The organism is Paraburkholderia sp. JPY465, from assembly GCF_050436725.1.
Taxonomy (GTDB): Bacteria; Pseudomonadota; Gammaproteobacteria; order Burkholderiales; family Burkholderiaceae; genus Paraburkholderia; species Paraburkholderia youngii.
This window is the reverse complement of record NZ_JBNDMT010000003.1, coordinates 3,660,943-3,685,433: the sequence shown is the minus strand read 5'-3', so window position 1 is coordinate 3,685,433 and position 24,491 is coordinate 3,660,943. Positions and strand designations below refer to the sequence as shown.

Here is a 24,491-nt window from a genome sequence, read left to right as displayed (position 1 = left end):
CAACGCATTTGCGCCGCGCCCGCGCTTTGCGACAACCTTGGCCATCCGGCCTAGGGGTGCTCCCGCGCATGGCGCCGATGCACGCGCAAAAAATGAGCAAAAAAAAGCCGCTCAGTCGAAACTGAGCGGCTTTGGTGGCGCGTCAGGCAAGGCGGCTTGCGCCGCCAGCACTTACTCGCCCGAGTGCTGCTGTTCGGCGGCCGGGGTTTCCGGCGTACCGAATTCGAACGACTCTTCCGCTGCGATCTGATCGAAACGCTCGCGGTCGGCCAGTTCCTTGCTCTTGCGCGCCTTGTGGAACGCGAGACCCGTACCGGCCGGAATCAGACGGCCGACGATCACGTTTTCCTTCAGGCCACGCAGGTCGTCGCGCTTGCCCATGATCGCCGCTTCGGTCAGCACGCGGGTCGTTTCCTGGAACGACGCCGCGGAGATAAACGAATCGGTCGACAGCGACGCCTTCGTGATACCAAGCAGCACGTTTTCGTACGTTGCCGGACGCTTGTCTTCCGCGATCATACGGTCGTTCTCGTCGAGCATGTCCGATCGCTCGACCTGTTCGCCCGGGATGAAACGCGTATCGCCGTTGTCGGTGATCTGCACGCGGCGCAGCATCTGACGCACGATCACTTCAATGTGCTTGTCGTTGATCTTCACGCCCTGCAGACGGTACACGTCCTGCACTTCGTCCACGATGTAACGCGACAGCGCCTCGACGCCCTGCAGACGCAGGATGTCGTGCGGATCCGCCGGTCCGTCGACGATCATTTCGCCCTTGTTGACGACCTGACCATCGTGCACCAGAACCTGCTTTTCCTTCGCGATCAGGAACTCGTGCTGGTTGCCCTCGAGGTCCGTGATAACGAGACGCTGCTTGCCCTTCGTGTCCTTACCGAACGACGTCGTACCCGTGACTTCCGCCAGGATACCTGCGTCCTTCGGCGAACGTGCTTCGAACAGTTCCGCCACACGCGGCAGACCACCGGTAATGTCACGCGTCTTCTGCGATTCGGTCGGGATACGTGCAAGCACTTCACCGACCTGCACCTGCTGACCGTCCTTCACGGTGATCAGCGCGCCGACCTGGAAGCCGATCTGCACCGAGTGCTCGGTGTTCGGGATCTTCACTTCCTCGCCGTTCGCATCGAGCAGCTTGACCTGCGGACGCACCGTCTTCGACGCCTGCGAACCACGACGCTTCACGTCGATCACGACGAGCGTGGACAGACCCGTCACGTCGTCGATCTGCTTCGCGACCGTCACGCCTTCCTCGACGTTCTCGAACTTCACCGTACCACCGTACTCGGTGATGATCGGACGCGTCATCGGATCCCACGTGGCCAGTTGCGTGCCGGCCTTGATCTGCGCACCGTCGAGCTGCAGCAGCGTCGCGCCGTACGGCACCTTGTGACGCTCGCGCTCGCGGCCGTGATCGTCGGTGATCATCGCTTCGCCCGAACGCGAGATGACGATCTGTTCGCCCTTCGCATTCGTGACGTAACGCATCGTCGACGTGAAACGCACCGTACCGTTCGACTTCGCTTCGACCGACGAAGCCACCGCCGCACGCGACGCCGCGCCACCGATGTGGAACGTACGCATCGTGAGCTGCGTGCCCGGTTCACCGATCGACTGCGCCGCGATCACGCCGACCGCTTCGCCGACGTTCACCAGCGAGCCGCGGCCGAGGTCGCGACCGTAGCAGGCCGCGCACAGACCGTAGCGCGTTTCGCAGGTGAGCGGCGTGCGCACGCGCACTTCGTCGATGCCGAGGCGTTCGATATCTTCGACCGCGTCTTCGTCGAGCAACGTGCCCGCTTCGAACAGCGTTTCCTGCGATTCCGGGTTGACGATGTCAGCCACGGCCACGCGACCCAGAATACGGTCACGCAGCGCTTCGACCACTTCACCGCCTTCCACCAGCGCCTTCATCGCCACGCCGTTCGACGTGCCGCAATCTTCCTCGACGACGACCAGATCCTGCGTCACGTCGACCAGACGACGCGTCAGGTAACCCGAGTTCGCGGTCTTCAGCGCCGTATCAGCCAGACCCTTACGTGCACCGTGGGTCGAGATGAAGTACTGCAACACGTTCAGACCTTCGCGGAAGTTCGCCGTAATCGGCGTCTCGATGATCGAGCCGTCCGGCTTCGCCATCAGGCCGCGCATACCTGCCAGCTGACGAATCTGAACCGCGGAACCACGAGCGCCCGAGTCCGCCATCATGTAGATGGAGTTGAACGACTCCTGACGCGTCTGGTTGCCGTCACGGTCCGTGACCGGTTCCGTCGACAGCTGTTCCATCATCGCCTTGCCGACTGCTTCCGACGTTGCCGACCAGATGTCGACCACGTTGTTGTAGCGTTCCTGGGCGGTGACGAGACCCGACATGTACTGACGGTCGTATTCCTTCACCTTCTTCGCGGCATCGCCGACGATAGTTTCTTTCTGCGGCGGCACGAGCATGTCGTCGACGCAGATCGAAATACCAGCGCGCGTTGCCAGACGGAAGCCCGACTGCATCAACTGGTCGGCGAAAATCACCGTCTCACGCAGACCGCACTTGCGGAACGCGGTGTTGATCAGACGCGAGATTTCCTTCTTCTTCAGCGGCTTGTTCAGCACCGAGAACGGCAGACCCGGCGGCAGGATTTCCGACAGGATCGAGCGGCCAACCGTGGTCGCGTACAGCGTGATCTTCGGCACGAACGCCGGCGCGCCTTCCGACTTGTCTTCGTTGTGGACCATTTCGGTGATCCGCACGTTGACGCGCGAGGCAAGCTCGACTTCCTTGTTCTCGTACGCGCGCAGCACTTCCGACACGCCCGTGAACGTCAGGCCTTCGCCCTTGCCGTTCACCGCTTCGCGCGTCGCGTAGTACAGGCCGAGCACGATGTCCTGCGACGGCACGATCGACGGATCCCCGTTTGCCGGGAACAGCACGTTGTTCGACGCGAGCATGAGCGTGCGCGCTTCCATCTGCGCTTCGAGCGACAGCGGCACATGAACGGCCATCTGGTCACCGTCGAAGTCGGCGTTGAACGCCGCGCAGACGAGCGGGTGCAGCTGGATTGCCTTACCTTCGATCAGCACGGGCTCGAAAGCCTGGATGCCGAGACGGTGCAGCGTCGGCGCACGGTTCAGCATGACCGGATGTTCGCGGATCACCTCTTCGAGGATGTCCCACACCACCGGCGTCTGGTTCTCGACTTCCTTCTTCGCAGCCTTGATGGTGGTAGCGACACCCATCACTTCGAGCTTGTTGAAGATGAACGGCTTGAACAGTTCGAGTGCCATCAGCTTCGGCAGACCGCACTGATGCAGCTTCAGCGTCGGGCCGACCACGATCACCGAACGGCCGGAGTAGTCGACACGCTTACCGAGCAGGTTCTGACGGAAGCGACCGCCCTTACCCTTGATCATGTCAGCGAGCGACTTCAGCGGACGCTTGTTCGCACCGGTCATCGCCTTGCCGCGACGGCCGTTGTCGAGCAGCGAGTCGACGGCTTCCTGCAGCATCCGCTTTTCGTTGCGGACGATGATTTCAGGTGCCTTCAGCTCGAGCAGACGCTTCAACCGGTTGTTACGGTTGATCACGCGGCGATACAGGTCGTTCAGATCCGACGTCGCGAAACGGCCGCCGTCGAGCGGCACCAGCGGACGCAGTTCCGGCGGCAGCACCGGCAGCACTTCGAGGACCATCCAGTCCGGCTTGATGCCCGAACGCTGGAACGCCTCAAGCACCTTCAGGCGCTTCGCGTACTTCTTGATCTTCGCTTCCGAGCCGGTGTTGCGCAGTTCCGTGCGCAGCATTTCGACCTGCTCGTCGATGTTGATCGCACGCAGCAGCTCGCGAATACCTTCCGCGCCCATTTCGGCACGGAATTCGTCACCGTATTCCTCGACCTTGTTGTAGTAATCCTCTTCGGTCATGATCTGCCGCGTTTTGAGCGGCGTCATGCCCGGATCGATCACCACGTATGCTTCGAAGTACAGCACGCGCTCGATATCGCGCAACGTCATGTCGAGCACCATGCCCAGACGCGACGGCAGCGACTTCAGGAACCAGATGTGCGCGACCGGTGAGGCCAGTTCAATGTGGCCCATGCGCTCGCGACGCACCTTCGCGAGCGTCACTTCGACGCCGCACTTCTCGCAGATCACGCCGCGGTGCTTCAGGCGCTTGTACTTGCCGCAAAGGCATTCGTAGTCCTTGATCGGACCAAAGATCTTCGCGCAGAACAGACCATCGCGCTCCGGCTTGAACGTGCGGTAGTTGATGGTTTCCGGCTTTTTGACTTCACCGAACGACCACGAACGGATCTTGTCAGGCGAGGCCAGACCGATCTTGATCGCGTCAAAAACTTCAGGTTGTTGGACTTGCTTGAATAGATCGAGCAAAGCTTTCATCGCTTCTCTCCAGTAGTCCGATTAGTTCCGGTCCAGGTCGATGTCGATACCCAGCGACCGGATTTCCTTCACCAACACGTTGAACGACTCAGGCATGCCGGCATCGATCACGTGATCGCCCTTCACCAGGTTCTCGTAAACCTTGGTCCGGCCGGTCACGTCGTCCGACTTCACCGTCAGCATTTCCTGCAGCACGTACGATGCGCCGTACGCTTCGAGCGCCCACACTTCCATCTCACCGAAACGCTGGCCACCGAACTGCGCCTTACCGCCCAACGGCTGCTGCGTCACGAGCGAGTATGGGCCCGTGGAACGCGCGTGCATCTTGTCGTCGACCAGGTGGTGCAGCTTCAGGTAGTGCATGTAGCCGACCGTCACCGTACGTTCGAACATCTCGCCCGTGCGGCCGTCGAACAGACGCACCTGGTTCTTCGACGGCGTCATGCCGAGGTTTTCAGCGATGTCGTCCGGGAACGCCAGATCCAGCGCGCGCGACATTTCTTCTTCCGTCGCACCGTCGAACACCGGCGTTGCGAACGGCACGCCTTCGCGCAGGTTCTTCGCCAGTTCGAGGATTTCGTCGTCGCTGAAGCTATCCAGCTCTTCGGCACGGCCTGATTCGTTGTAGATCTTGATCAGGAATTCGCGCAGTTCTGCGATCTTCGCCTGACGCTGGAGCATTTCGCCGATACGCCAGCCGAGACCCTTCGCGGCCCAACCCAGATGCACTTCGAGAACCTGACCCACGTTCATCCGCGACGGCACGCCGAGCGGGTTCAGAACGACGTCAGCCGGACGGCCGTCGGCCATGTACGGCATGTCTTCGATCGGCACGATCTTCGACACGACACCCTTGTTACCGTGACGGCCTGCCATCTTGTCGCCGGGCTGCAGACGGCGTTTCACCGCCAGATACACCTTCACCATCTTCAGCACGCCCGGCGGCAGTTCGTCGCCCTGGGTCAGCTTCTTGCGCTTCTCTTCGAACGCGAGATCGAACTGGTGACGCTTCTCTTCGATCGAGTTCTTGATCGCCTCGAGCTGGGCTGCTGCTTCTTCATCCGCGAGGCGGATGTCGAACCAGTGGTAGTGGTCCAGATCTTCAAGGTAAGCGCGCTCGATCTTCGTGCCTTTCGCGAGCTTCTTCGGACCGCCGTTCGCGACCTTGCCTTCGAGCATACGCGCGAGACGCTGGAACGCATCGCCTTCCACGATACGCAGCTGGTCGTTCAGGTCGAGACGATAGCGCTTCAGTTCATCGTCGATGATCTGTTGGGCGCGCTTGTCGCGCTGGATGCCTTCACGCGTGAACACCTGAACGTCGATCACGGTACCGCTCATGCCCGACGGCACACGCAGCGACGTGTCCTTCACGTCAGACGCCTTCTCACCGAAGATCGCGCGCAGCAGCTTCTCTTCCGGAGTCAGCTGGGTTTCGCCCTTCGGCGTGACCTTGCCGACCAGCACGTCGCCCGCTTCGACTTCCGCGCCGATGTAAACGATGCCCGACTCGTCGAGACGGCCAAGCTGCACTTCCGCGAGGTTCGAGATGTCGCGCGTGATTTCTTCCGGTCCGAGCTTCGTGTCGCGAGCAACGACGTTCAGTTCTTCGATGTGGATCGACGTGTAACGGTCGTCCGCAACCACCTTCTCCGAGATCAGGATCGAGTCTTCGAAGTTGTAGCCGTTCCACGGCATGAACGCGATCAACATGTTCTGGCCGAGCGCGAGCTCGCCCAGATCGGTCGATGCGCCGTCAGCCAGCACGTCACCGCGCGCAACCTTGTCGCCCATCTTCACGATCGGACGCTGGTTGATGTTCGTGTTCTGGTTCGAACGCGTGTACTTGATCAGGTTGTAAATGTCGACACCGACTTCACCTGCGACCGCTTCGTCGTCATTCACGCGAATCACGATACGGCCCGCGTCGACGTAATCGACCACTCCGCCACGCAGTGCCTGAACCGTCGTGCCCGAGTCGACCGCCACGGTGCGCTCGATGCCCGTACCGACGACCGGCTTTTCCGGACGCAGACACGGCACAGCTTGGCGCTGCATGTTCGAGCCCATCAATGCGCGGTTCGCGTCGTCGTGCTCGAGGAACGGGATCAGCGAAGCTGCGACCGACACGATCTGCGACGGCGCCACGTCCATGTACTGGATGCGGTCCGGCGTGACCATCAGCGTTTCGCCCGCTTCACGCGACGACACGAGTTCGTCGGTCAGCGTGCCGTCGTCGGCCACCGCCGCGTTCGCCTGGGCGATCACGTAACGGCCTTCTTCGATCGCCGACAGGTAATCGATCTGGTCGGTCACCTTGCCGTCGGCAACCTTGCGATACGGCGTTTCGAGGAAGCCGTATTCGTTCAGGTGCGCGTACAGAGCGAGCGAGTTGATCAGACCGATGTTCGGTCCTTCCGGCGTTTCAATCGGGCACACACGGCCGTAGTGGGTCGGATGCACGTCGCGGACTTCGAAGCCTGCGCGCTCACGCGTCAGACCGGCCCGGGCCCAGTGCGGAAACACGACGCTTGTGCGTGATTTCCGACAGCGGGTTGGTCTGGTCCATGAACTGAGACAGCTGCGACGAACCGAAGAACTCGCGAATCGCCGACGAAATCGGCTTCGAGTTGATCAGGTCGTGCGGCATCAGGTTTTCGCTTTCGGCCTGGCCGAGGCGTTCCTTCACAGCACGTTCGACACGCACGAGGCCCGCGCGGAACTGGTTCTCCGCGAGTTCGCCGACGCAACGCACACGACGGTTACCGAGGTGGTCGATGTCGTCCACTTCGCCCTTGCCGTTGCGCAGTTCGACGAGGATCTTGATCGTCGCGAGGATGTCGTCGTCCTGCAGCGTCATCGGGCCGACGATTTCGTCACGGCCGACGCGGCGGTTGAACTTCATCCGACCCACCTTCGACAGGTCGTACGCTTCTTCGCTGTAGAACAGGCGGTTGAACAACGCCTCGACCGCTTCTTCGGTCGGCGGCTCGCCCGGGCGCATCATGCGGTAGATTGCGATGCGCGCGGCCATCTTGTCGGCCGTTTCGTCGATACGCAGCGTCGACGAGATGTACGGACCCTGGTCTAGATCGTTCGTATAGAGCGTCTGGATGTCCTTGATCTTCGCTTCGCGCAGCTTCTCGAGCACGGATTCCGTGATTTCGTCGTTCGCGTTCGCGATGACTTCACCCGTATCGCCGTCGATCACGTTCTTCGCGAGCACGCGGCCGAGCAGATAGTCTTCCGGTACCGAGATGAACTTGGTTTTCGCGTTGTCCAGGTCGCGAATATGCTTGGCGTTGATCCGCTTGTCCTTCTGGACGATCACGTTGCCGTCGCGGTCCGTGATATCGAAGCGCGCGACTTCACCGCGCAGACGCTCCGGCACGAATTCCATCTGCGCGCCTTCCGGCATCAGCGTGAAATTGTCGAACACGAAGAAGTTTGCGAGGATCTGTTCCGGCGTCAGGCCGATTGCCTTCAACAGGATCGTGACCGGCATCTTGCGGCGGCGGTCGACGCGGAAGTACAGCACGTCCTTCGGGTCGAACTCGAAGTCGAGCCACGAGCCACGGTAAGGAATGATACGTGCCGAAAACAGCAGCTTGCCCGAGCTGTGCGTCTTGCCCTTGTCGTGTTCGAAGAACACACCCGGCGAACGGTGCAGCTGCGAAACGATCACACGTTCCGTGCCGTTGATGACGAACGAACCGGTCGGTGTCATGAGCGGAATTTCGCCCATGTATACTTCCTGTTCCTTCACTTCCTTGACGACCGGCTTGCTCGGCGATTCCTTGTCGAGCAGCACCAGACGCACCTTGGCGCGCAGCGCCGAGCAGTACGTCAGACCGCGCTGCTGGCATTCCTTGATGTTGAATGCCGGCGGAGACAGCATGTAGCTGACGAACTCGAGACGCGCGAAACCGTTGTGCGAAACGATCGGGAAAACGGAAGTGAACGCGGCCTGCAGGCCTTCCGGCTTGCGTTGAGTAGACGACGTATCTGCTTGCAGAAACGTGCTGAATGATTCAAGCTGGGTAGCCAGCAGGAAAGGTACTTGGTGAACGATGGGGCGCTTCGCAAAACTCTTGCGAATACGCTTCTTCTCGGTGAAGGAATATTGCATACGATCTCCGAATCACGGCGGGCATAGTTGTCGAGGCAGGATACCTTGATGAGACAACCCGAGTGTTCACCGACTGAGACCCGATGGCCGTCCGATGGCTTGAACGAGCCTAGAAGCTTGGTGGTTGGCCGCTACCAACCGCTGGCTGACGGCAGCGGATGCCTGTGTTGCCCGCTACCCGACCAAACTTGCCTTCTGCAGTCGCTTCAGAAGACAAAGAGAAACGCCGGTCAATATTACCGAGGGCGTTTCTCTTTGGCTTCTGGAAATCACATTCCTGCTGGCATACACCTGCAAAAACGCGTCCTCCACAAAGCACAAAAAGGCCGGCGGTGGAAAACCGCCAGCCTTCGCACAGCGCGCTGAAGCTTACTTGATTTCAACCTTCGCGCCGGCTTCTTCCAGCTTCTTCTTGGCTTCTTCAGCAGCAGCCTTGGGCACCGCTTCCTTAACGGGCTTCGGTGCGCCGTCGACCAGATCCTTCGCTTCCTTCAGGCCGAGACCCGTCAGTTCGCGAACAGCCTTAATGACCGAAACCTTGTTTGCACCGGTCTCAGCCAGGATGACCGTGAATTCGGTCTGCTCTTCAGCAGCAGCTGCGCCGCCGGCTGCACCTGCCGGGCCTGCCACTGCAACAGCAGCTGCCGACACGCCAAACTTTTCTTCGAACGCCTTGACCAGCTCGTTCAGTTCCAGAACCGACATCGAGCCTACGGCTTCGAGGATGTCTTCTTTTGCGATTGCCATTTGAAATACTCCTAAATTGAATTCGGATACAGCCAGCGATCAATTACGCTCGACTGAAGTGCATTACGCAGCGGTTTCTTCGCCTTGTTTCTTTTCTGCAAGCGCGGCCAGAGCGCGCGCAAAGCCAGAAACAGGTGCCTGCATAACGAACAACAGCTTGGAGAGCAGTTCTTCGCGGCTCGGGATGTTTGCCAGCGCTTGCACGCCCGCCTTGTCCATCACCTTGCCTTCGTAGGAACCAGCCTTGATGACCAACTTGTCATTGCTCTTGCTGAAGTCATTGACGACCTTAGCAGCAGCAATTGCATCTTCGGAGATGCCGTAGATCAGGGGGCCAGTCATCTGCTCTGCCAGCGGAGCAAACGGGGTACCCTCAACGGCGCGACGCGCCAGCGTGTTCTTCAACACGCGAAGGTAAACCTGTTGCTCACGCGCTTTCGCGCGCAGCTTGGTCAGATCGCCAACCGCGATTCCACGATACTCAGCCAGAACCACGGTCTGAGCTTTCGCGACTTGCGCGGCAACCTCAGCGACGACGGCCTGCTTGCTTTCTTTGTTGAGTGGCACGGTTAACCTCCAGATTCGATACACGCAGCGTGCGCCATGTGTACCGCATTCAATAACGGCGTCCGACCAGTCAGGAGTATTTCGACCGTCCGAAGCCCGCATTCCCACGGACATCCGACGGCTTCATCACTACAAAACCTTTTCGGGTTCGCCATCTGCGTTGGCTTTACATTAAGGACCCGCCTACCTGCTGCGTGCCCGCCAACGGTCTTTGACAACCGGTTGCGCAGTGCAGACTGCCACCTCGCAACCGCCCAAAGCCCATAAAAACCGCTCCGATTCGCACCGGAGCGGCCAAATTCATTACTGTGCAGCGATCGACGTTTGGTCGACGCGAACGCCAACACCCATCGTGCTCGACAGAGCGACCTTGCGGAGGTACACACCCTTGCTCGTTGCCGGCTTCGCCTTTTGCAGCGCTTCGATCAGCGCGTTCAGGTTGTTGCGCAGAGCTGCCGGTTCGAACGAAGCACGGCCGATCGTTGCGTGGATGATACCGGCCTTGTCGACACGGAATTGCACCTGACCCGCCTTGGCGTTCTTGACCGCGGTCGCGACGTCCGGCGTGACCGTGCCGACCTTCGGGTTCGGCATCAGACCGCGCGGGCCGAGGATCTGACCGAGCGTACCGACAATACGCATCGTGTCCGGCGAAGCGATCACGATGTCGAAGTTCAGGTTGCCGGCCTTGACCTGTTCAGCGAGGTCTTCCATACCGACGACGTCAGCACCAGCCGCACGAGCCTGCTCAGCCTTGTCGCCCTGCGCGAACACAGCGACACGGACCGACTTACCAGTACCAGCCGGCAGCACGACCGAGCCACGAACCACTTGATCCGATTTCTTTGCGTCGATGCCGAGTTGCACGGCGACGTCGATCGACTCGTCGAACTTCGCGCTTGCACATTCCTTCACGAGCGACAAAGCATCCTCGATCGGATACAGCTTCTGACGATCCACTTTGGCTGCAAATGCTTGCAGACGCTTCGAAAGCTTAGCCATTTACACGCCCTCCACGGTGATGCCCATCGAGCGGGCGCTACCAGCGATCGTACGAACCGCTGCGTCCAAATCAGCAGCCGTCAGATCGGGCATCTTGGTCTTGGCGATATCTTCGGCTTGAGCGCGGGTGATCTTGCCGACCTTGTCGGTATGCGGCTTGCTTGAACCCTTGTCGAGCTTCGCTGCCTTCTTGATCAAAACCGTTGCCGGCGGCGTCTTCAGAACGAATGTGAAGCTCTTGTCTGCGAATGCCGTGATCACAACAGGAATCGGCAGACCCGGCTCCATTGCTTGAGTCTGCGCGTTGAACGCCTTGCAGAACTCCATGATGTTTAGGCCGCGCTGACCCAGTGCCGGACCAACCGGCGGCGACGGGTTGGCTTTACCTGCAGGAATCTGCAGCTTAATAAAGCCGATAATTTTCTTTGCCATTTCGAGAACCTCTTTGGAACGCCGACCTACGTGCGGACGCTCAGTGAGTAGTAGCGCGTGTTCGCCGACGCTTGGCTAATTACGCTCCTCAACGGCCATTACGCGGACCGTAAGCGCGAAATACGGAACGCACCCAGCGGTGCGTTCCGTAAAACTAGGACTACAACTTTTCGACCTGACCGAATTCCAACTCGACCGGCGTTGCCCGGCCGAAGATCGTAACGGAAACACGGACTCGCGACTTTTCGTAGTTCACTTCTTCGACGCTGCCGTTGAAATCTGTGAACGGGCCTTCTTTTACCCGCACCATCTCGCCCACTTCGAACAGGGTCTTCGGACGTGGCTTCTCCACGCCCTCCTGCATTTGCGACATGATTTTTTCGACTTCCCGCGGGGAAATCGGACTAGGGCGGTTGCGCGCCCCCCCTACAAAACCGGTCACCTTGGCCGTGTTCTTCACCAGGTGCCACGTTTCATCCGTCATTTCCATCTCGACTAGAACGTAGCCGGGGAAGAAACGGCGTTCCGTCACTGATTTGTGACCGCCCTTTACCTCAACAACTTCTTCTGTGGGAACGAGGATCTGGCCAAACTGATCCTGCATGCCAGCCCGCTCAATGCGCTCTTGGAGCGCTCGCTGCACACTCTTCTCCATACCTGAGTATGCGTGCACCACGTACCAACGTTTGCCGCTCGGGGATGCCGGAGTATCACTCATATCATTTCCAACCCAGAATCGCCGAGAAAATCGCCCACTCAATGGATTTATCACAAATCCAGAGGAAGATGGCCATCACGACTACGAAGCCGAACACTACAAGCGTCGTTTGGGTGGCTTCTTTGCGAGTCGGCCAAACGACCTTACGGACTTCTTTGTACGAGTCTCTGGCGAAAGCGATGAAACCCTTGCCCGGCGCTGAGAGAAGCCCGACTGCGACACCCGCGATCGCACCAACAGCCAAGGCGGCTCCGCGGATGTACCATTCCTGGCCACTAAGCCAGAAGAACCCCACGAACCCGGCCAAGACCAGCAACACACCGGCGATCAACATCATCTTGTCGCCGGATGTATTCACAGTTTCGACGGAAGGATTCGCCATAACACCTTAACGAGCGCCACTACGACGCGATAGTTGGCAGGGGCAGAGGGAATCGAACCCCCAACCTTCGGTTTTGGAGACCGACGCTCTGCCAGTTGAGCTATACCCCTAAACCATGTGGGGTTGACGACACCGCCAACCCCGATACAGCCGATTATCGAGAACTGTCTGGCGTTACTCGATGATCTTTGCGACGACACCAGCGCCGACCGTACGGCCACCTTCGCGGATTGCGAAGCGGAGACCTTCTTCCATCGCGATCGGGTTGATCAGCTTCACCGTGATCGACACGTTGTCGCCCGGCATCACCATTTCCTTGTCCTTCGGCAGCTCGATCGAGCCCGTCACGTCGGTCGTACGGAAGTAGAACTGCGGACGGTAGTTGTTGAAGAACGGCGTGTGACGGCCGCCTTCGTCCTTGCTGAGCACGTACACTTCAGCCGTGAAGTGGGTGTGCGGGTTGATCGAACCCGGCTTGGCCAGAACCTGACCACGCTCCACGTCTTCACGCTTCGTGCCGCGCAGCAGGATACCAACGTTGTCGCCGGCCTGACCCTGGTCGAGCAGCTTGCGGAACATTTCCACGCCCGTGCAGGTCGTCTTGGCCGTTGCCCGGATACCGACGATCTCGATTTCCTCGCCGACCTTGATCACGCCACGCTCGACGCGGCCCGTCACCACCGTGCCACGACCCGAGATCGAGAACACGTCTTCCACCGGCATCAGGAACGAACCGTCAACCGCGCGTTCCGGCGTCGGGATGTACGTGTCCAGCGCGTCGGCCAGGTTCATGATCGCCACTTCGCCCAGCTCGCCCTTGTCGCCTTCCAGCGCCAGCTTGGCCGAACCCTTGATGATCGGCGTGTCGTCGCCCGGGAAGTCGTACTTCGACAGAAGTTCGCGCACTTCCATCTCGACGAGCTCCAGCAGCTCGGCGTCGTCCACCATGTCGCACTTGTTCAGGAACACGATGATGTACGGAACGCCAACTTGACGCGCCAGCAGGATGTGCTCACGCGTTTGCGGCATCGGGCCGTCAGCAGCCGAGCACACCAGGATCGCGCCGTCCATCTGTGCCGCGCCCGTGATCATGTTCTTCACGTAGTCAGCGTGGCCCGGGCAGTCGACGTGTGCGTAGTGGCGGTTAGCCGTTTCGTACTCGACGTGCGCGGTATTGATGGTAATGCCACGTGCCTTTTCTTCCGGCGCCGCGTCGATCTGGTCGTAGGCCTTCGCCTCGCCGCCAAACTTCTGCGTCAGAACCGTCGTGATCGCTGCCGTCAGCGTGGTCTTGCCGTGGTCAACGTGACCGATCGTGCCCACGTTCACGTGCGGCTTGGTCCGCTCAAACTTACCCTTGGCCATTTTCGACTCCTAAGAGGATTTTCCGTACGTTGCGCCGGGCGCAAACAATCACCGAGTACTTCTGGTGCCCATGGGCAGGATCGAACTGCCGACCTCTCCCTTACCAAGGGAGTGCTCTACCACTGAGCCACATGGGCGTTACATCTGTGTTGCTGGAGCGGGTGAAGGGAATCGAACCCTCGTCGTAAGCTTGGAAGGCTTCTGCTCTACCATTGAGCTACACCCGCAAGGCCATGGATTCCCAACAACTGCTACAACTTGCATTCTGGTGGAGGAGGTTGGATTCGAACCAACGTAGGCGTAAGCCAACAGATTTACAGTCTGCCCCCTTTAGCCACTCGGGCACCCCTCCGCAGAGAACTAACGATTATGGGGGAACAACATCATTTTGTCAAGACCTGCTTGACCGTTCCGATCGCAAAGCTCTCACTTATATAGTGATTGGCTGTTAGCTTTCCGTAAACGCAAAAACCCCACCGCTGGGGGTGGGGTTTCTGGCTTGTGGGGGAGCCTGACGATTACCTACTTTCACACGGGCAATCCGCACTATCATCGGCGTGGAGTCGTTTCACGGTCCTGTTCGGGATGGGAAGGGGTGGGACCGACTCGCTATGGTCATCAGGCATGACGGGTTGCTGCGTCGCTGTCAGGTTGAGGTCAACCTGGCGCCACAGCCAATCGGGAAGAAGCGTAAAGGATTCGTGTGTGGGTTGTGTTGTTTCTGGCGCAACACTGATCTCTCAACCGTGTGGGCTGGTGACTCCTGCGGGAGTTCCAGCGCATCCCTTTCGGGGATCGGACAGTCGCAAGCGCTAAAGCGCTAACTCATGTCGAAACACACCTGTTATAGGATCAAGCCTTACGGGCAATTAGTATCAGTTAGCTCAGTACATTACTGTACGTGCACACCTGACCTATCAACGTCCTGGTCTTGAACGACCCTTCAAGGGGCTCAAAGCCCCGGGGATATCTCATCTTAAGGCGAGTTTCCCGCTTAGATGCTTTCAGCGGTTATCTCTTCCGAACATAGCTACCCGGCGATGCCACTGGCGTGACAACCGGTACACCAGAGGTTCGTCCACTCCGGTCCTCTCGTACTAGGAGCAGCCCCCTTCAAATATCCAGCGCCCACGGCAGATAGGGACCAAACTGTCTCACGACGTTTTAAACCCAGCTCACGTACCTCTTTAAATGGCGAACAGCCATACCCTTGGGACCGGCTACAGCCCCAGGATGAGATGAGCCGACATCGAGGTGCCAAACACCGCCGTCGATATGAACTCTTGGGCGGTATCAGCCTGTTATCCCCAGAGTACCTTTTATCCGTTGAGCGATGGCCCTTCCATACAGAACCACCGGATCACTATGACCTGCTTTCGCACCTGTTCGACTTGTCAGTCTCACAGTCAAGCACGCTTATGCCATTGCACTATCAGCACGATTTCCGACCGTACCTAGCGTACCTTCGTACTCCTCCGTTACACTTTGGGAGGAGACCGCCCCAGTCAAACTGCCTACCATGCACTGTCCCCGATCCGGATCACGGACCAAGGTTAGAACCTCAAACAGATCAGGGTGGTATTTCAAGGACGGCTCCACGCAGACTGGCGTCCACGCTTCATAGCCTCCCACCTATCCTACACAGACCGGTTCAAAGTCCAATGCAAAGCTACAGTAAAGGTTCATGGGGTCTTTCCGTCTAGCCGCGGGGAGATTGCATCATCACAAACACTTCAACTTCGCTGAGTCTCGGGAGGAGACAGTGTGGCCATCGTTACGCCATTCGTGCAGGTCGGAACTTACCCGACAAGGAATTTCGCTACCTTAGGACCGTTATAGTTACGGCCGCCGTTTACCGGGACTTCAATCAGGAGCTTGCACCCCATCATTTAATCTTCCGGCACCGGGCAGGCGTCACACCCTATACGTCCACTTTCGTGTTTGCAGAGTGCTGTGTTTTTATTAAACAGTCGCAGCCACCAGTTTATTGCAACCCCTTCACCCTTCTGGCGCAGGCCAGTCAAGCTACCGGGGCGTACCTTATCCCGAAGTTACGGTACCAATTTGCCGAGTTCCTTCTCCCGAGTTCTCTCAAGCGCCTTAGAATACTCATCTCGCCCACCTGTGTCGGTTTGCGGTACGGTCACTGTGAAACTGAAGCTTAGAGGCTTTTCCTGGAACCCCTTCCAGTTGCTTCGCTTCCGAAGAAGCTCGCGCCACACCCTTGAGTCCTGTGCCCGGATTTGCCAGGGCACCCTCTCCAATGCAGCGACCGGGACTTCCAACACCCGGACAACCTTCCGCGATCCGTCCCCCCATCGCATTTCACAATGGTGCAGAAATATTAATCTGCTTCCCATCAGCTACGCATTTCTGCCTCGCCTTAGGGGCCGACTCACCCTACGCCGATGAACGTTGCGTAGGAAACCTTGGGCTTACGGCGAGGGGGCCTTTCACCCCCTTTATCGCTACTCATGTCAGCATTCGCACTTCCGATACCTCCAGCACACTTTCCAGTGCACCTTCGCAGGCTTACGGAACGCTCTCCTACCATGCACATAAATGTGCATCCGCAGCTTCGGTATATGGCTTAGCCCCGTTACATCTTCCGCGCAGGACGACTCGATCAGTGAGCTATTACGCTTTCTTTAAAGGGTGGCTGCTTCTAAGCCAACCTCCTGACTGTTTTAGCCTTCCCACTTCGTTTCCCACTTAGCCATATTTGGGGACCTTAGCTGGCGGTCTGGGTTGTTTCCCTCTTGACACCGGACGTTAGCACCCGATGTCTGTCTCCCGTGATTGCACTCTTCGGTATTCGGAGTTTGCTATGGCGAAGTAATCCGCAATGGACCCCACAACCATGACAGTGCTCTACCCCCGAAGGTGATACACGAGGCACTACCTAAATAGTTTTCGGAGAGAACCAGCTATTTCCAGGTTTGTTTAGCCTTTCACCCCTATCCACAGCTCATCCCCTAACTTTTCAACGTTAGTGGGTTCGGTCCTCCAGCACGTGTTACCGTGCCTTCAACCTGGCCATGGATAGATCACCTGGTTTCGGGTCTACACCCAGCGACTGGACGCCCTGTTCGGACTCGCTTTCGCTACGCCTGCCCTAATCGGTTAAGCTCGCCACTGAATGTAAGTCGCTGACCCATTATACAAAAGGTACGCCGTCACCCCTTGCGAGGCTCCGACTGTTTGTATGCATGCGGTTTCAGGATCTGTTTCACTCCCCTCCCGGGGTTCTTTTCGCCTTTCCCTCACGGTACTGGTTCACTATCGGTCGATCACGAGTATTTAGCCTTGGAGGATGGTCCCCCCATCTTCAGACAGGATTTCACGTGTCCCGCCCTACTTGTCGTACACCCAGTTCTTTCACAATGTTTTCGCCTACGGGGCTATCACCCGCTATGGCCGCACTTTCCAGAGCGTTCGGCTAACACTGCAAATAAAGAGTACAGGCTGATCCCATTTCGCTCGCCACTACTTTGGGAATCTCGGTTGATTTCTTTTCCTGCGGTTACTTAGATGTTTCAGTTCACCGCGTTCGCTTCACGCAGCCTATGGATTCAGCTACGGATACTCCATTAGGAGTGGGTTTCCCCATTCGGACATCTCCGGATCAAAGCTTGTTTGCCAGCTCCCCGGAGCTTTTCGCAGGCTACCGCGTCCTTCATCGCCTGTGATCGCCAAGGCATTCACCACATGCACTTGTTCGCTTGACCCTATAACGGGTGTGTCTCAGTTCAGACGCACGCGCTACAGGTTGAGTATTCGTGTTGCGCCGTATTCCAAAGCGATCTCTCGATCACTTATAAAATACATCGATACAATCACAACCCTGATTCACCTACTCACGCACCCATCTCCAGGTCCGCTTTCGTGAATCTCTTTACTACTTCTTCCTGATTGTTAAAGAACGACAGCCGATCATGAGTTGCCTCACATCGCGCTGACTGGCTCAATCGCCAATGCGCAACGCTCTGCATGTGTGCAGAACCCTGCGCATTGAGGATTGGTGGAGGATGACGGGATCGAACCGACGACCCCCTGCTTGCAAAGCAGGTGCTCTCCCAGCTGAGCTAATCCCCCAGTCATACAGCACACACTCCAGAGGGGCTCACCCGACCAGCTCACCAGACAAGACAGTGGTGGGTCTGGATGGATTCGAACCATCGACCCCCGCCTTATCAAGACGGTGCTCTAACCGACTGAGCTACAGACCCCTGAGTCTGTCTGCGTTGCTTCTCTAAACCACAGCCGATAAGCGTGAGCACTTGAATGCACTGAATGCATAGCTCTGGAAAGGAGGTGATCCAGCCGCACCTTCCGATACGGCTACCTTGTTACGACTTCACCCCAGTCATGAATCCTACCGTGGTGACCGTCCTCCTTGCGGTTAGACTAGCCACTTCTGGTAAAACCCACTCCCATGGTGTGACGGGCGGTGTGTACAAGACCCGGGAACGTATTCACCGCGGCATGCTGATCCGCGATTACTAGCGATTCCAGCTTCACGCACTCGAGTTGCAGAGTGCGATCCGGACTACGATCGGTTTTCTGGGATTGGCTCCACCTCGCGGCTTGGCAACCCTCTGTTCCGACCATTGTATGACGTGTGAAGCCCTACCCATAAGGGCCATGAGGACTTGACGTCATCCCCACCTTCCTCCGGTTTGTCACCGGCAGTCTCCCTGGAGTGCTCTTGCGTAGCAACTAGGGACAAGGGTTGCGCTCGTTGCGGGACTTAACCCAACATCTCACGACACGAGCTGACGACAGCCATGCAGCACCTGTGTGATGGCTCCCTTTCGGGCACTCCCGCCTCTCAGCAGGATTCCATCCATGTCAAGGGTAGGTAAGGTTTTTCGCGTTGCATCGAATTAATCCACATCATCCACCGCTTGTGCGGGTCCCCGTCAATTCCTTTGAGTTTTAATCTTGCGACCGTACTCCCCAGGCGGTCAACTTCACGCGTTAGCTACGTTACCAAGCCAATGAAGGCCCGACAACCAGTTGACATCGTTTAGGGCGTGGACTACCAGGGTATCTAATCCTGTTTGCTCCCCACGCTTTCGTGCATGAGCGTCAGTATTGGCCCAGGGGGCTGCCTTCGCCATCGGTGTTCCTCCACATCTCTACGCATTTCACTGCTACACGTGGAATTCCACCCCCCTCTGCCATACTCCAGCGCTGCAGTCACCAATGCAGTTCCCAGGTTAAGCCCGGGGATTTCACATCGGTCTTACAGCACCGCCTGCGCACGCTTTACGCCCAGTAATTCCGATTAACGCTCGCACCCTACGTATTACCGCGGCTGCTGGCACGTAGTTAGCCGGTGCTTATTCTTCCGGTACCGTCATCCCTCATGGATATTAGCCACGAGGTTTTCTTTCCGGACAAAAGTGCTTTACAACCCGAAGGCCTTCTTCACACACGCGGCATTGCTGGATCAGGCTTGCGCCCATTGTCCAAAATTCCCCACTGCTGCCTCCCGTAGGAGTCTGGGCCGTGTCTCAGTCCCAGTGTGGCTGGTCGTCCTCTCAGACCAGCTACAGATCGTCGGCTTGGTAGGCCTTTACCCCACCAACTACCTAATCTGCCATCGGCCGCCCCTTGAGCGCGAGGTCCCGAAAGATCCCCCGCTTTCCTCCACAGAGCGTATGCGGTATTAATCCGGCTTTCGCCGGGCTATCCCCCACTCCAGGACACGTTCCGATGTATTACTCACCCGTTCGCCACTCGCCACCAGACCGAAGTCCGTGCTGCCGTTCGACTTGCATGTGTAAGGCATGCCGCCAGCGTTCAATCTGAGCCAGGATCAAACTCTTCAGTTCAAACCTGTTACTGTTTTCGGTTTCGTCAGAAACCGGTCGCTCACTCAACGTACTGACGATGATCAATCCGTCTTTCGACAGATAAACCTTCCTCTAATACTGTGTGAGGCTTTCTGATACCTTTTGCCTTGCAGCAGATCCAGAAGAATCCGCCGCCGCATTCCGCATCAAGCGCCCACACTTATCGGCTGTTAGTTTTTAAAGATCGATCCGCCCAACCCGCCGCACCTGAACCACCACTACCCGGCACCGCTTCGTTTGCGTCGCTGCGTCTGCAGCAGAGAAACGAGATTATGGAGAACTTTCGCCGGATCGTCAACACCCATTTTCACTTTCGCTTAAAAAAGCTGTGACTCACTTCCGGACAGCGCTCACCACGGCCTCAACTGGAACAGCATCGGCCATGGCCGCGTAGCCCGCGTCGCTCGGATGGATGTGATCACCGCTATCGAAAACGCGCTGCAGACGCTCCGGCTGCGCCCGATCGCGCAACGCCGCGTCGAAATCGACGACGTCATCGAAAGCGCGACTGGTCCGGATCCACTGATTAACCGCGAGTCGGATGTTTTCCCGCTCCTGTGGCAGCGACGCCGGCGTCAGCGTCGCGCCGAACACCTTGACACCCTTGCGCCGCGCGGCCGCGATCACGCGCTGGTAACCGGCAATCAAATCGGCAGCCGTGACCGACGTATGAGGAAAATCGCAGTCGAGCCCGCCATGAGGCGGCATTGCCGCAAAGTTAATGTCGTTGATGCCAATCAGCAGGACCGCCGCCTTGACGCCCGGACGTTGCAAAACGTCACGCTCGAAGCGGCTCGCTAGCGCGTCGCCATAACAAGGCGAGTCGCTAAGAAGCCGGTTACCGCTGATGCCGAGATTCACGATTGCGGTCGATTGCGCGCCGCTCGCCGCCAGGCGCCGAGCCAGCGCATCTGGCCAGCGACGGTTCTGATTCAGGCTGGAGCGCATGCCGTCGGTGATTGAGTCGCCGATCGCAGCCACGGCAATTGACGGTCCCGCCACCTCCACTGACAAGCCTGTGACCCACACATATTGGGTGAAGCGACCGCGAAACGCGGCGGCGGACGCGTCGGCGGTGTGATTGCCCGGCACCGACACATAATTCACCTGATTCGACACACGGTGCCACGCGACGATCCGCTGCTCCGGTCCCATAAACGCACTGATCGCATACGGCGCGCCCTCCACGACGTCGATCCCGATCGGATCGCTGTCCAACTCGCCGCCGGGCGGAACGCTGACCGCGCCCTTGCCAGCAAACGTCACTCGACTTCCGCCCCCCTCTACCGCCGCCGTGCCGCCGACCGAGCGCGCGATGCGCAGTTCGTCGATGACGAGAGCTGTCTTGCTGTACACATTGCTCAGATGGATTCGCGCCGCCTTCCCCGACAAGGTCGGATACACGATTTGCCGAACGCTGCGCCCCGCGACTTCCGGCGCGCGATACAGCGGCGGCAAGTCGGCTCGCTGGGGAATCGGTTGCAGCGCGGTCGCCCACACGGCAACCCAATGCTCCGGCGCTTCGGCAGCGAACGCACTCGAGGAAACGGCAAACGGAGCAAATTGGGCAAGCAGCGCCGCGCCGCATGTGGCAGCCAGGGTGCGAATGGTCATTCGGACGGTCGGTTCGAGGCGAAACGCGCATTGTGCCCGAACGACGCGACAATCGCCGGTACCCGGCGGCTGTGCCCGTTCGGACTCATGCCGTTTGCTGACTCATGATCTGCAGAGCGACGGCTTCGGCGACCTCGATTCCGTCGATCGCCGCCGAGTAGATGCCGCCAGCGTATCCCGCACCTTCGCCGGCGGGATACAGCCCTTTGATGTTGACGCTCTGATAATCATCGCCGCGACGCACGCGGACCGGCGACGACGTCCGCGTTTCAACGCCGGTCAGCACCGCGTCATGCATCGCGAAACCGGCGATTTTCTTTTCCATCTGAGGCAGCGCTTCGCGAATCGCCTCGATCGCATAGTCGGGCAGTGCAGTGCTGAGATCGGTCGGCCGCACGCCGGGCTTATACGACGGCACGACCGAGCCGAGCGACGTGGACGGCCGCCCGGCGATGAAGTCGCCGACCAACTGCCCCGGCGCCATATAGTTACCGCCACCGAGTTCGAACGCCCGCTCTTCCCACTTGCGCTGGAACGCGATGCCCGCGAGCGGGCCGCCCGGGTAGTCGTCTGGCGTAATGCCGACCACGATGCCCGCATTCGCGTTGCGCTCCGCGCGCGAGTACTGGCTCATGCCGTTAGTGACGACCCGCCCCGGCTCCGAAGTTGCCGCCACCACGGTGCCCCCGGGACACATGCAAAAGCTATACACCGCGCGCCCGTTGCTGCAGTGGTGCACCACCTTATAGTCGGCTGCGCCGAGCTGTTTGTGACCGGCAAATTTGCCGAAACGGCTGCGATCGATCACCCCCTGCGGATGCTCGATCCGGAAACCGAGCGAAAACGGCTTCGCCTCGACGTGAACGCCCCGGTCGTACAGCATCTGGAAGGTGTCGCGTGCGCTATGGCCGACCGCCAGTACCACGTGGTCGCAACGCAGCGTCTCGCCGGTCGACAGCTTCAGCCCGCGCACCTGGCCGTTGTCGATGTCGATGTCCTCGACGCGGGTCTCAAAGCGCACTTCGCCGCCCAACTCGTGGATGCTCGCACGCATCTTCTCGACCATGCTGACGAGGCGAAACGTGCCAATATGCGGCCGGCTCAGATACAGGATGTCCTCCGGCGCACCAGCCCGCACGAATTCGTCGAGTACTTTGCGGCCGTAATGTTTCGGGTCCTTGATCTGGCTGTAGAGCTTGCCGTCGGAAAAAGTGCCCGCGCCACCTTCGCCGAACTGCACGTTCGACTCGGGATTCAGCACCGATTTGCGCCACAGGCCAAACGTGTCCTTGGTGCGCTCGCGCACGGCCTTGCCGCGCTCGAGGATGATCGGCCGGAAGCCCATCTGCGCGAGGATCAGTCCCGCGAACAGACCGCACGGTCCCATGCCGATCACGACCGGACGCGGCGTGCTTAGTTGGGCGGGCGCTTTGGCGACGAACTTGTAGCTCATGTCGGGGGTCACGCCGCAATGCGGCACGTCGGCGAGCCGTTTCAGCGCGGCCGCTTCATCCTTGACCTCGACATCGACGATATAGGTGAGCTTGATGTCGGCGCGCTTGCGCGCGTCATGCGCGCGGCGAAACACGGTGTATCGGATGAGCCCGTCCCGCGCGACGCCTAGGTCCGCGAGGCGCGCACGGATGGCGGCTTCGAGGGCGCTTTCGGGATGATCGAGCGGGAGTTTGATTTCGCTTAGACGTAACATGAGTACCGGAGATGCAAGTGGGCCGCAAATCGCGGCCAATTCGCAATTTTACCGGTAAGTGTCGGGGCGGGGTGACCTGCTTCGACACCCCCGAATGACGCTATCGAGCCTAATCCCCGTCCTCAAAAAATTTATTAACCGACCGGTCGGTTGGTTTATACTACGCCGACACAGACCACTCCTCCAGAGAGCGTCCCTCATGTACACCCAATCCCTCGATATCCCCGGCAACGTCGCCCCGCTGGACGCGGATGCGAATTCGCCCGAACAGGCGCGCTTCGACGCGGTCATGGCCGCCGACGGCAAGATCGAGCCGCAGGACTGGATGCCCGACGCCTACCGCAAAACGCTGGTGCGGCAGATCTCGCAGCACGCGCACTCGGAAATCGTCGGCATGCTGCCCGAGGGCAACTGGATCACCCGCGCGCCGAGCCTCAAGCGCAAGGCGATCCTGATCGCCAAGGTGCAGGACGAAGCCGGCCACGGGCTCTATCTGTATAGCGCCGCCGAAACGCTCGGCGTGTCGCGCGAGCAGCTGATCGACGCACTGCACGCGGGCAAGGCCAAGTATTCGAGCATCTTCAACTACCCGACGCCCACCTGGGCCGACGTCGGCGTGATCGGCTGGCTGGTCGACGGCGCGGCGATCATGAACCAGATCCCGCTGTGCCGCTGCACGTACGGGCCCTATGCCCGCGCGATGATCCGCATCTGCAAGGAAGAGTCGTTCCACCAGCGCCAGGGGTTCGATGCGCTGCTCGCGATGATGGCCGGCACCGACGCGCAGCGCGAACTCGTGCAGCAGGCGGTGAACCGCTGGTGGTGGCCGGTGCTGATGATGTTCGGCCCGAGCGACAAGGACTCGGTGCACAGCAACCAGTCGGCGCAATGGGGCATCAAGCGCATCACCAACGACGACCTGCGCCAGAAATTCGTCGACGCGACCGTCGAGCAGGCGAAGGTGCTCGGCGTCACGCTGCCCGATGCGGAGCTCAAATGGAACGAGGCGCGCGGCCACTACGACTACGGCGACATCGACTGGGAAGAGTTCTGGCGCGTCGTCAATGGCGACGGCCCGTGCAACCGCGAGCGCCTCGCCACGCGCGTGAAGGCCCATGAAGACGGCGCCTGGGTGCGCGAAGCCGCGCTCGCCCATGCGGACAAGCAGCGCCAGCGCGCGCAACAGCACGCCGCCTGAGCGGCACGGCAAAACACCCGCGAAACACCCGCGAAAGATCAGCGAGAGTCAGGAATCAGGAGATCAGCAATGAACAAGGAATGGCCGATTTGGGAAGTGTTCGTGCGCAGCAGGCAGGGCCTCGACCACAAGCACTGCGGCAGTCTGCACGCGGCCGACGCGCCGATGGCGCTGCGCATGGCGCGCGACGTCTACACGCGCCGCCAGGAAGGCGTGAGCATCTGGGTGGTGCCGTCCTCGGCGATCACCGCCTCGGCGCCCGACGAGAAGGCCGAGCTGTTCGAACCGGCGGGCGACAAGATCTATCGCCACCCGACGTTCTACACGCTGCCCGACGAAGTCAACCACATGTAAGCGC

At 59.3% G+C, this 24,491-nt stretch carries 13 protein-coding genes, 6 tRNA genes, 3 rRNA genes and 1 pseudogene; 3 read left to right on the top strand and 20 right to left on the bottom strand.

Annotation, left to right across the window (positions count from 1 at the left end):
- Positions 1-171: 171 nt before the first annotated feature.
- The 18 genes and pseudogenes from rpoC to QFZ94_RS31560 all read right to left on the bottom strand — a co-directional run bounded on the left by rpoC (position 172) and on the right by QFZ94_RS31560 (position 19,592).
- On the bottom strand, positions 172-4,410 hold the full coding sequence (rpoC, locus tag QFZ94_RS31645; RefSeq protein WP_429461695.1) for a DNA-directed RNA polymerase subunit beta': 4,239 nt from the start codon (positions 4,408-4,410) through the stop codon (positions 172-174).
- Positions 4,411-4,431: 21 nt separating this feature from the next.
- A pseudogene (gene rpoB / locus QFZ94_RS31640) lies at positions 4,432-8,539 on the bottom strand (DNA-directed RNA polymerase subunit beta).
- Between the two features lie 369 nt (positions 8,540-8,908).
- Positions 8,909-9,286, bottom strand: coding sequence for a 50S ribosomal protein L7/L12 (gene rplL, locus QFZ94_RS31635; RefSeq protein ID WP_018420143.1), 378 nt, complete (start codon positions 9,284-9,286; stop codon positions 8,909-8,911).
- Between the two features lie 63 nt (positions 9,287-9,349).
- A complete protein-coding gene (gene rplJ / locus QFZ94_RS31630; protein WP_115781228.1) occupies positions 9,350-9,853 on the bottom strand; it encodes a 50S ribosomal protein L10 in 504 nt (167 codons plus the stop codon).
- Positions 9,854-10,156: 303 nt separating this feature from the next.
- Positions 10,157-10,855: a 50S ribosomal protein L1 gene (rplA, locus tag QFZ94_RS31625; protein WP_013090766.1), complete on the bottom strand. Its 699-nt coding sequence runs from the start codon at positions 10,853-10,855 to the stop codon at positions 10,157-10,159.
- The gene (gene rplK / locus QFZ94_RS31620) at positions 10,856-11,287 is read right to left on the bottom strand and encodes a 50S ribosomal protein L11 (RefSeq protein WP_008922976.1); all 432 of its coding nucleotides are present in this window, start codon (positions 11,285-11,287) and stop codon (positions 10,856-10,858) included.
- 160 nt (positions 11,288-11,447) lie between these two features.
- Positions 11,448-12,005 carry a transcription termination/antitermination protein NusG gene (gene nusG / locus QFZ94_RS31615; protein ID WP_075303275.1) on the bottom strand — a complete coding sequence of 186 codons (558 nt, stop codon included), beginning with the start codon at positions 12,003-12,005 and terminating at the stop codon, positions 11,448-11,450.
- A 1-nt stretch (position 12,006) separates the two neighbouring features.
- Complete coding sequence (secE, locus tag QFZ94_RS31610; RefSeq protein ID WP_410850202.1) at positions 12,007-12,387, bottom strand: preprotein translocase subunit SecE; 381 nt, start codon at positions 12,385-12,387, stop codon at positions 12,007-12,009.
- A 34-nt stretch (positions 12,388-12,421) separates the two neighbouring features.
- Positions 12,422-12,497 (bottom strand) — tRNA-Trp (locus QFZ94_RS31605).
- A gap of 64 nt (positions 12,498-12,561) precedes the next feature.
- Positions 12,562-13,752 carry an elongation factor Tu gene (gene tuf, locus QFZ94_RS31600; protein ID WP_013090760.1) on the bottom strand — a complete coding sequence of 397 codons (1,191 nt, stop codon included), beginning with the start codon at positions 13,750-13,752 and terminating at the stop codon, positions 12,562-12,564.
- Between the two features lie 62 nt (positions 13,753-13,814).
- Positions 13,815-13,889: transfer RNA gene (locus QFZ94_RS31595), tRNA-Thr, on the bottom strand.
- Positions 13,890-13,905: 16 nt separating this feature from the next.
- A tRNA-Gly gene (locus QFZ94_RS31590) sits at positions 13,906-13,979 on the bottom strand.
- 39 nt (positions 13,980-14,018) lie between these two features.
- Positions 14,019-14,104 (bottom strand) — tRNA-Tyr (locus QFZ94_RS31585).
- A gap of 157 nt (positions 14,105-14,261) precedes the next feature.
- Positions 14,262-14,375: ribosomal RNA gene (gene rrf / locus QFZ94_RS31580) — 5S ribosomal RNA — on the bottom strand.
- Between the two features lie 225 nt (positions 14,376-14,600).
- Positions 14,601-17,480: ribosomal RNA gene (locus QFZ94_RS31575) — 23S ribosomal RNA — on the bottom strand.
- 291 nt (positions 17,481-17,771) lie between these two features.
- Positions 17,772-17,847 (bottom strand) — tRNA-Ala (locus QFZ94_RS31570).
- Positions 17,848-17,904: 57 nt separating this feature from the next.
- Positions 17,905-17,981, bottom strand: a tRNA-Ile gene (locus tag QFZ94_RS31565).
- A gap of 78 nt (positions 17,982-18,059) precedes the next feature.
- Positions 18,060-19,592 (bottom strand): 16S ribosomal RNA (locus QFZ94_RS31560).
- The 16S, 23S and 5S rRNA genes sit together here with 5 tRNA genes alongside, the layout of an rRNA operon.
- 128 nt (positions 19,593-19,720) lie before the next feature.
- Between QFZ94_RS31560 and QFZ94_RS31555 the strand changes: the two genes are divergently transcribed.
- Positions 19,721-19,945 (top strand): hypothetical protein, encoded by a 225-nt coding sequence (locus tag QFZ94_RS31555; protein ID WP_429461692.1) that lies wholly within the window; start codon positions 19,721-19,723, stop codon positions 19,943-19,945.
- A 1-nt stretch (position 19,946) separates the two neighbouring features.
- On the opposite strand, the gene QFZ94_RS31550 is transcribed toward QFZ94_RS31555, so the two are convergent.
- Positions 19,947-21,227: an SGNH/GDSL hydrolase family protein gene (locus tag QFZ94_RS31550; protein ID WP_429461690.1), complete on the bottom strand. Its 1,281-nt coding sequence runs from the start codon at positions 21,225-21,227 to the stop codon at positions 19,947-19,949.
- A gap of 85 nt (positions 21,228-21,312) precedes the next feature.
- Positions 21,313-22,935 (bottom strand): NAD(P)/FAD-dependent oxidoreductase, encoded by a 1,623-nt coding sequence (locus QFZ94_RS31545; protein ID WP_368587924.1) that lies wholly within the window; start codon positions 22,933-22,935, stop codon positions 21,313-21,315.
- A 199-nt stretch (positions 22,936-23,134) separates the two neighbouring features.
- Here QFZ94_RS31545 and paaA point away from each other — a divergent pair, with 199 nt between their 5' ends.
- Positions 23,135-24,133, top strand: a complete 999-nt coding sequence (gene paaA / locus QFZ94_RS31540; protein WP_368588000.1) for a 1,2-phenylacetyl-CoA epoxidase subunit PaaA — start codon at positions 23,135-23,137, stop codon at positions 24,131-24,133.
- A 69-nt stretch (positions 24,134-24,202) separates the two neighbouring features.
- Positions 24,203-24,487 (top strand): 1,2-phenylacetyl-CoA epoxidase subunit PaaB, encoded by a 285-nt coding sequence (gene paaB, locus QFZ94_RS31535; RefSeq protein ID WP_410853326.1) that lies wholly within the window; start codon positions 24,203-24,205, stop codon positions 24,485-24,487.
- Positions 24,488-24,491 lie beyond the last annotated feature (4 nt).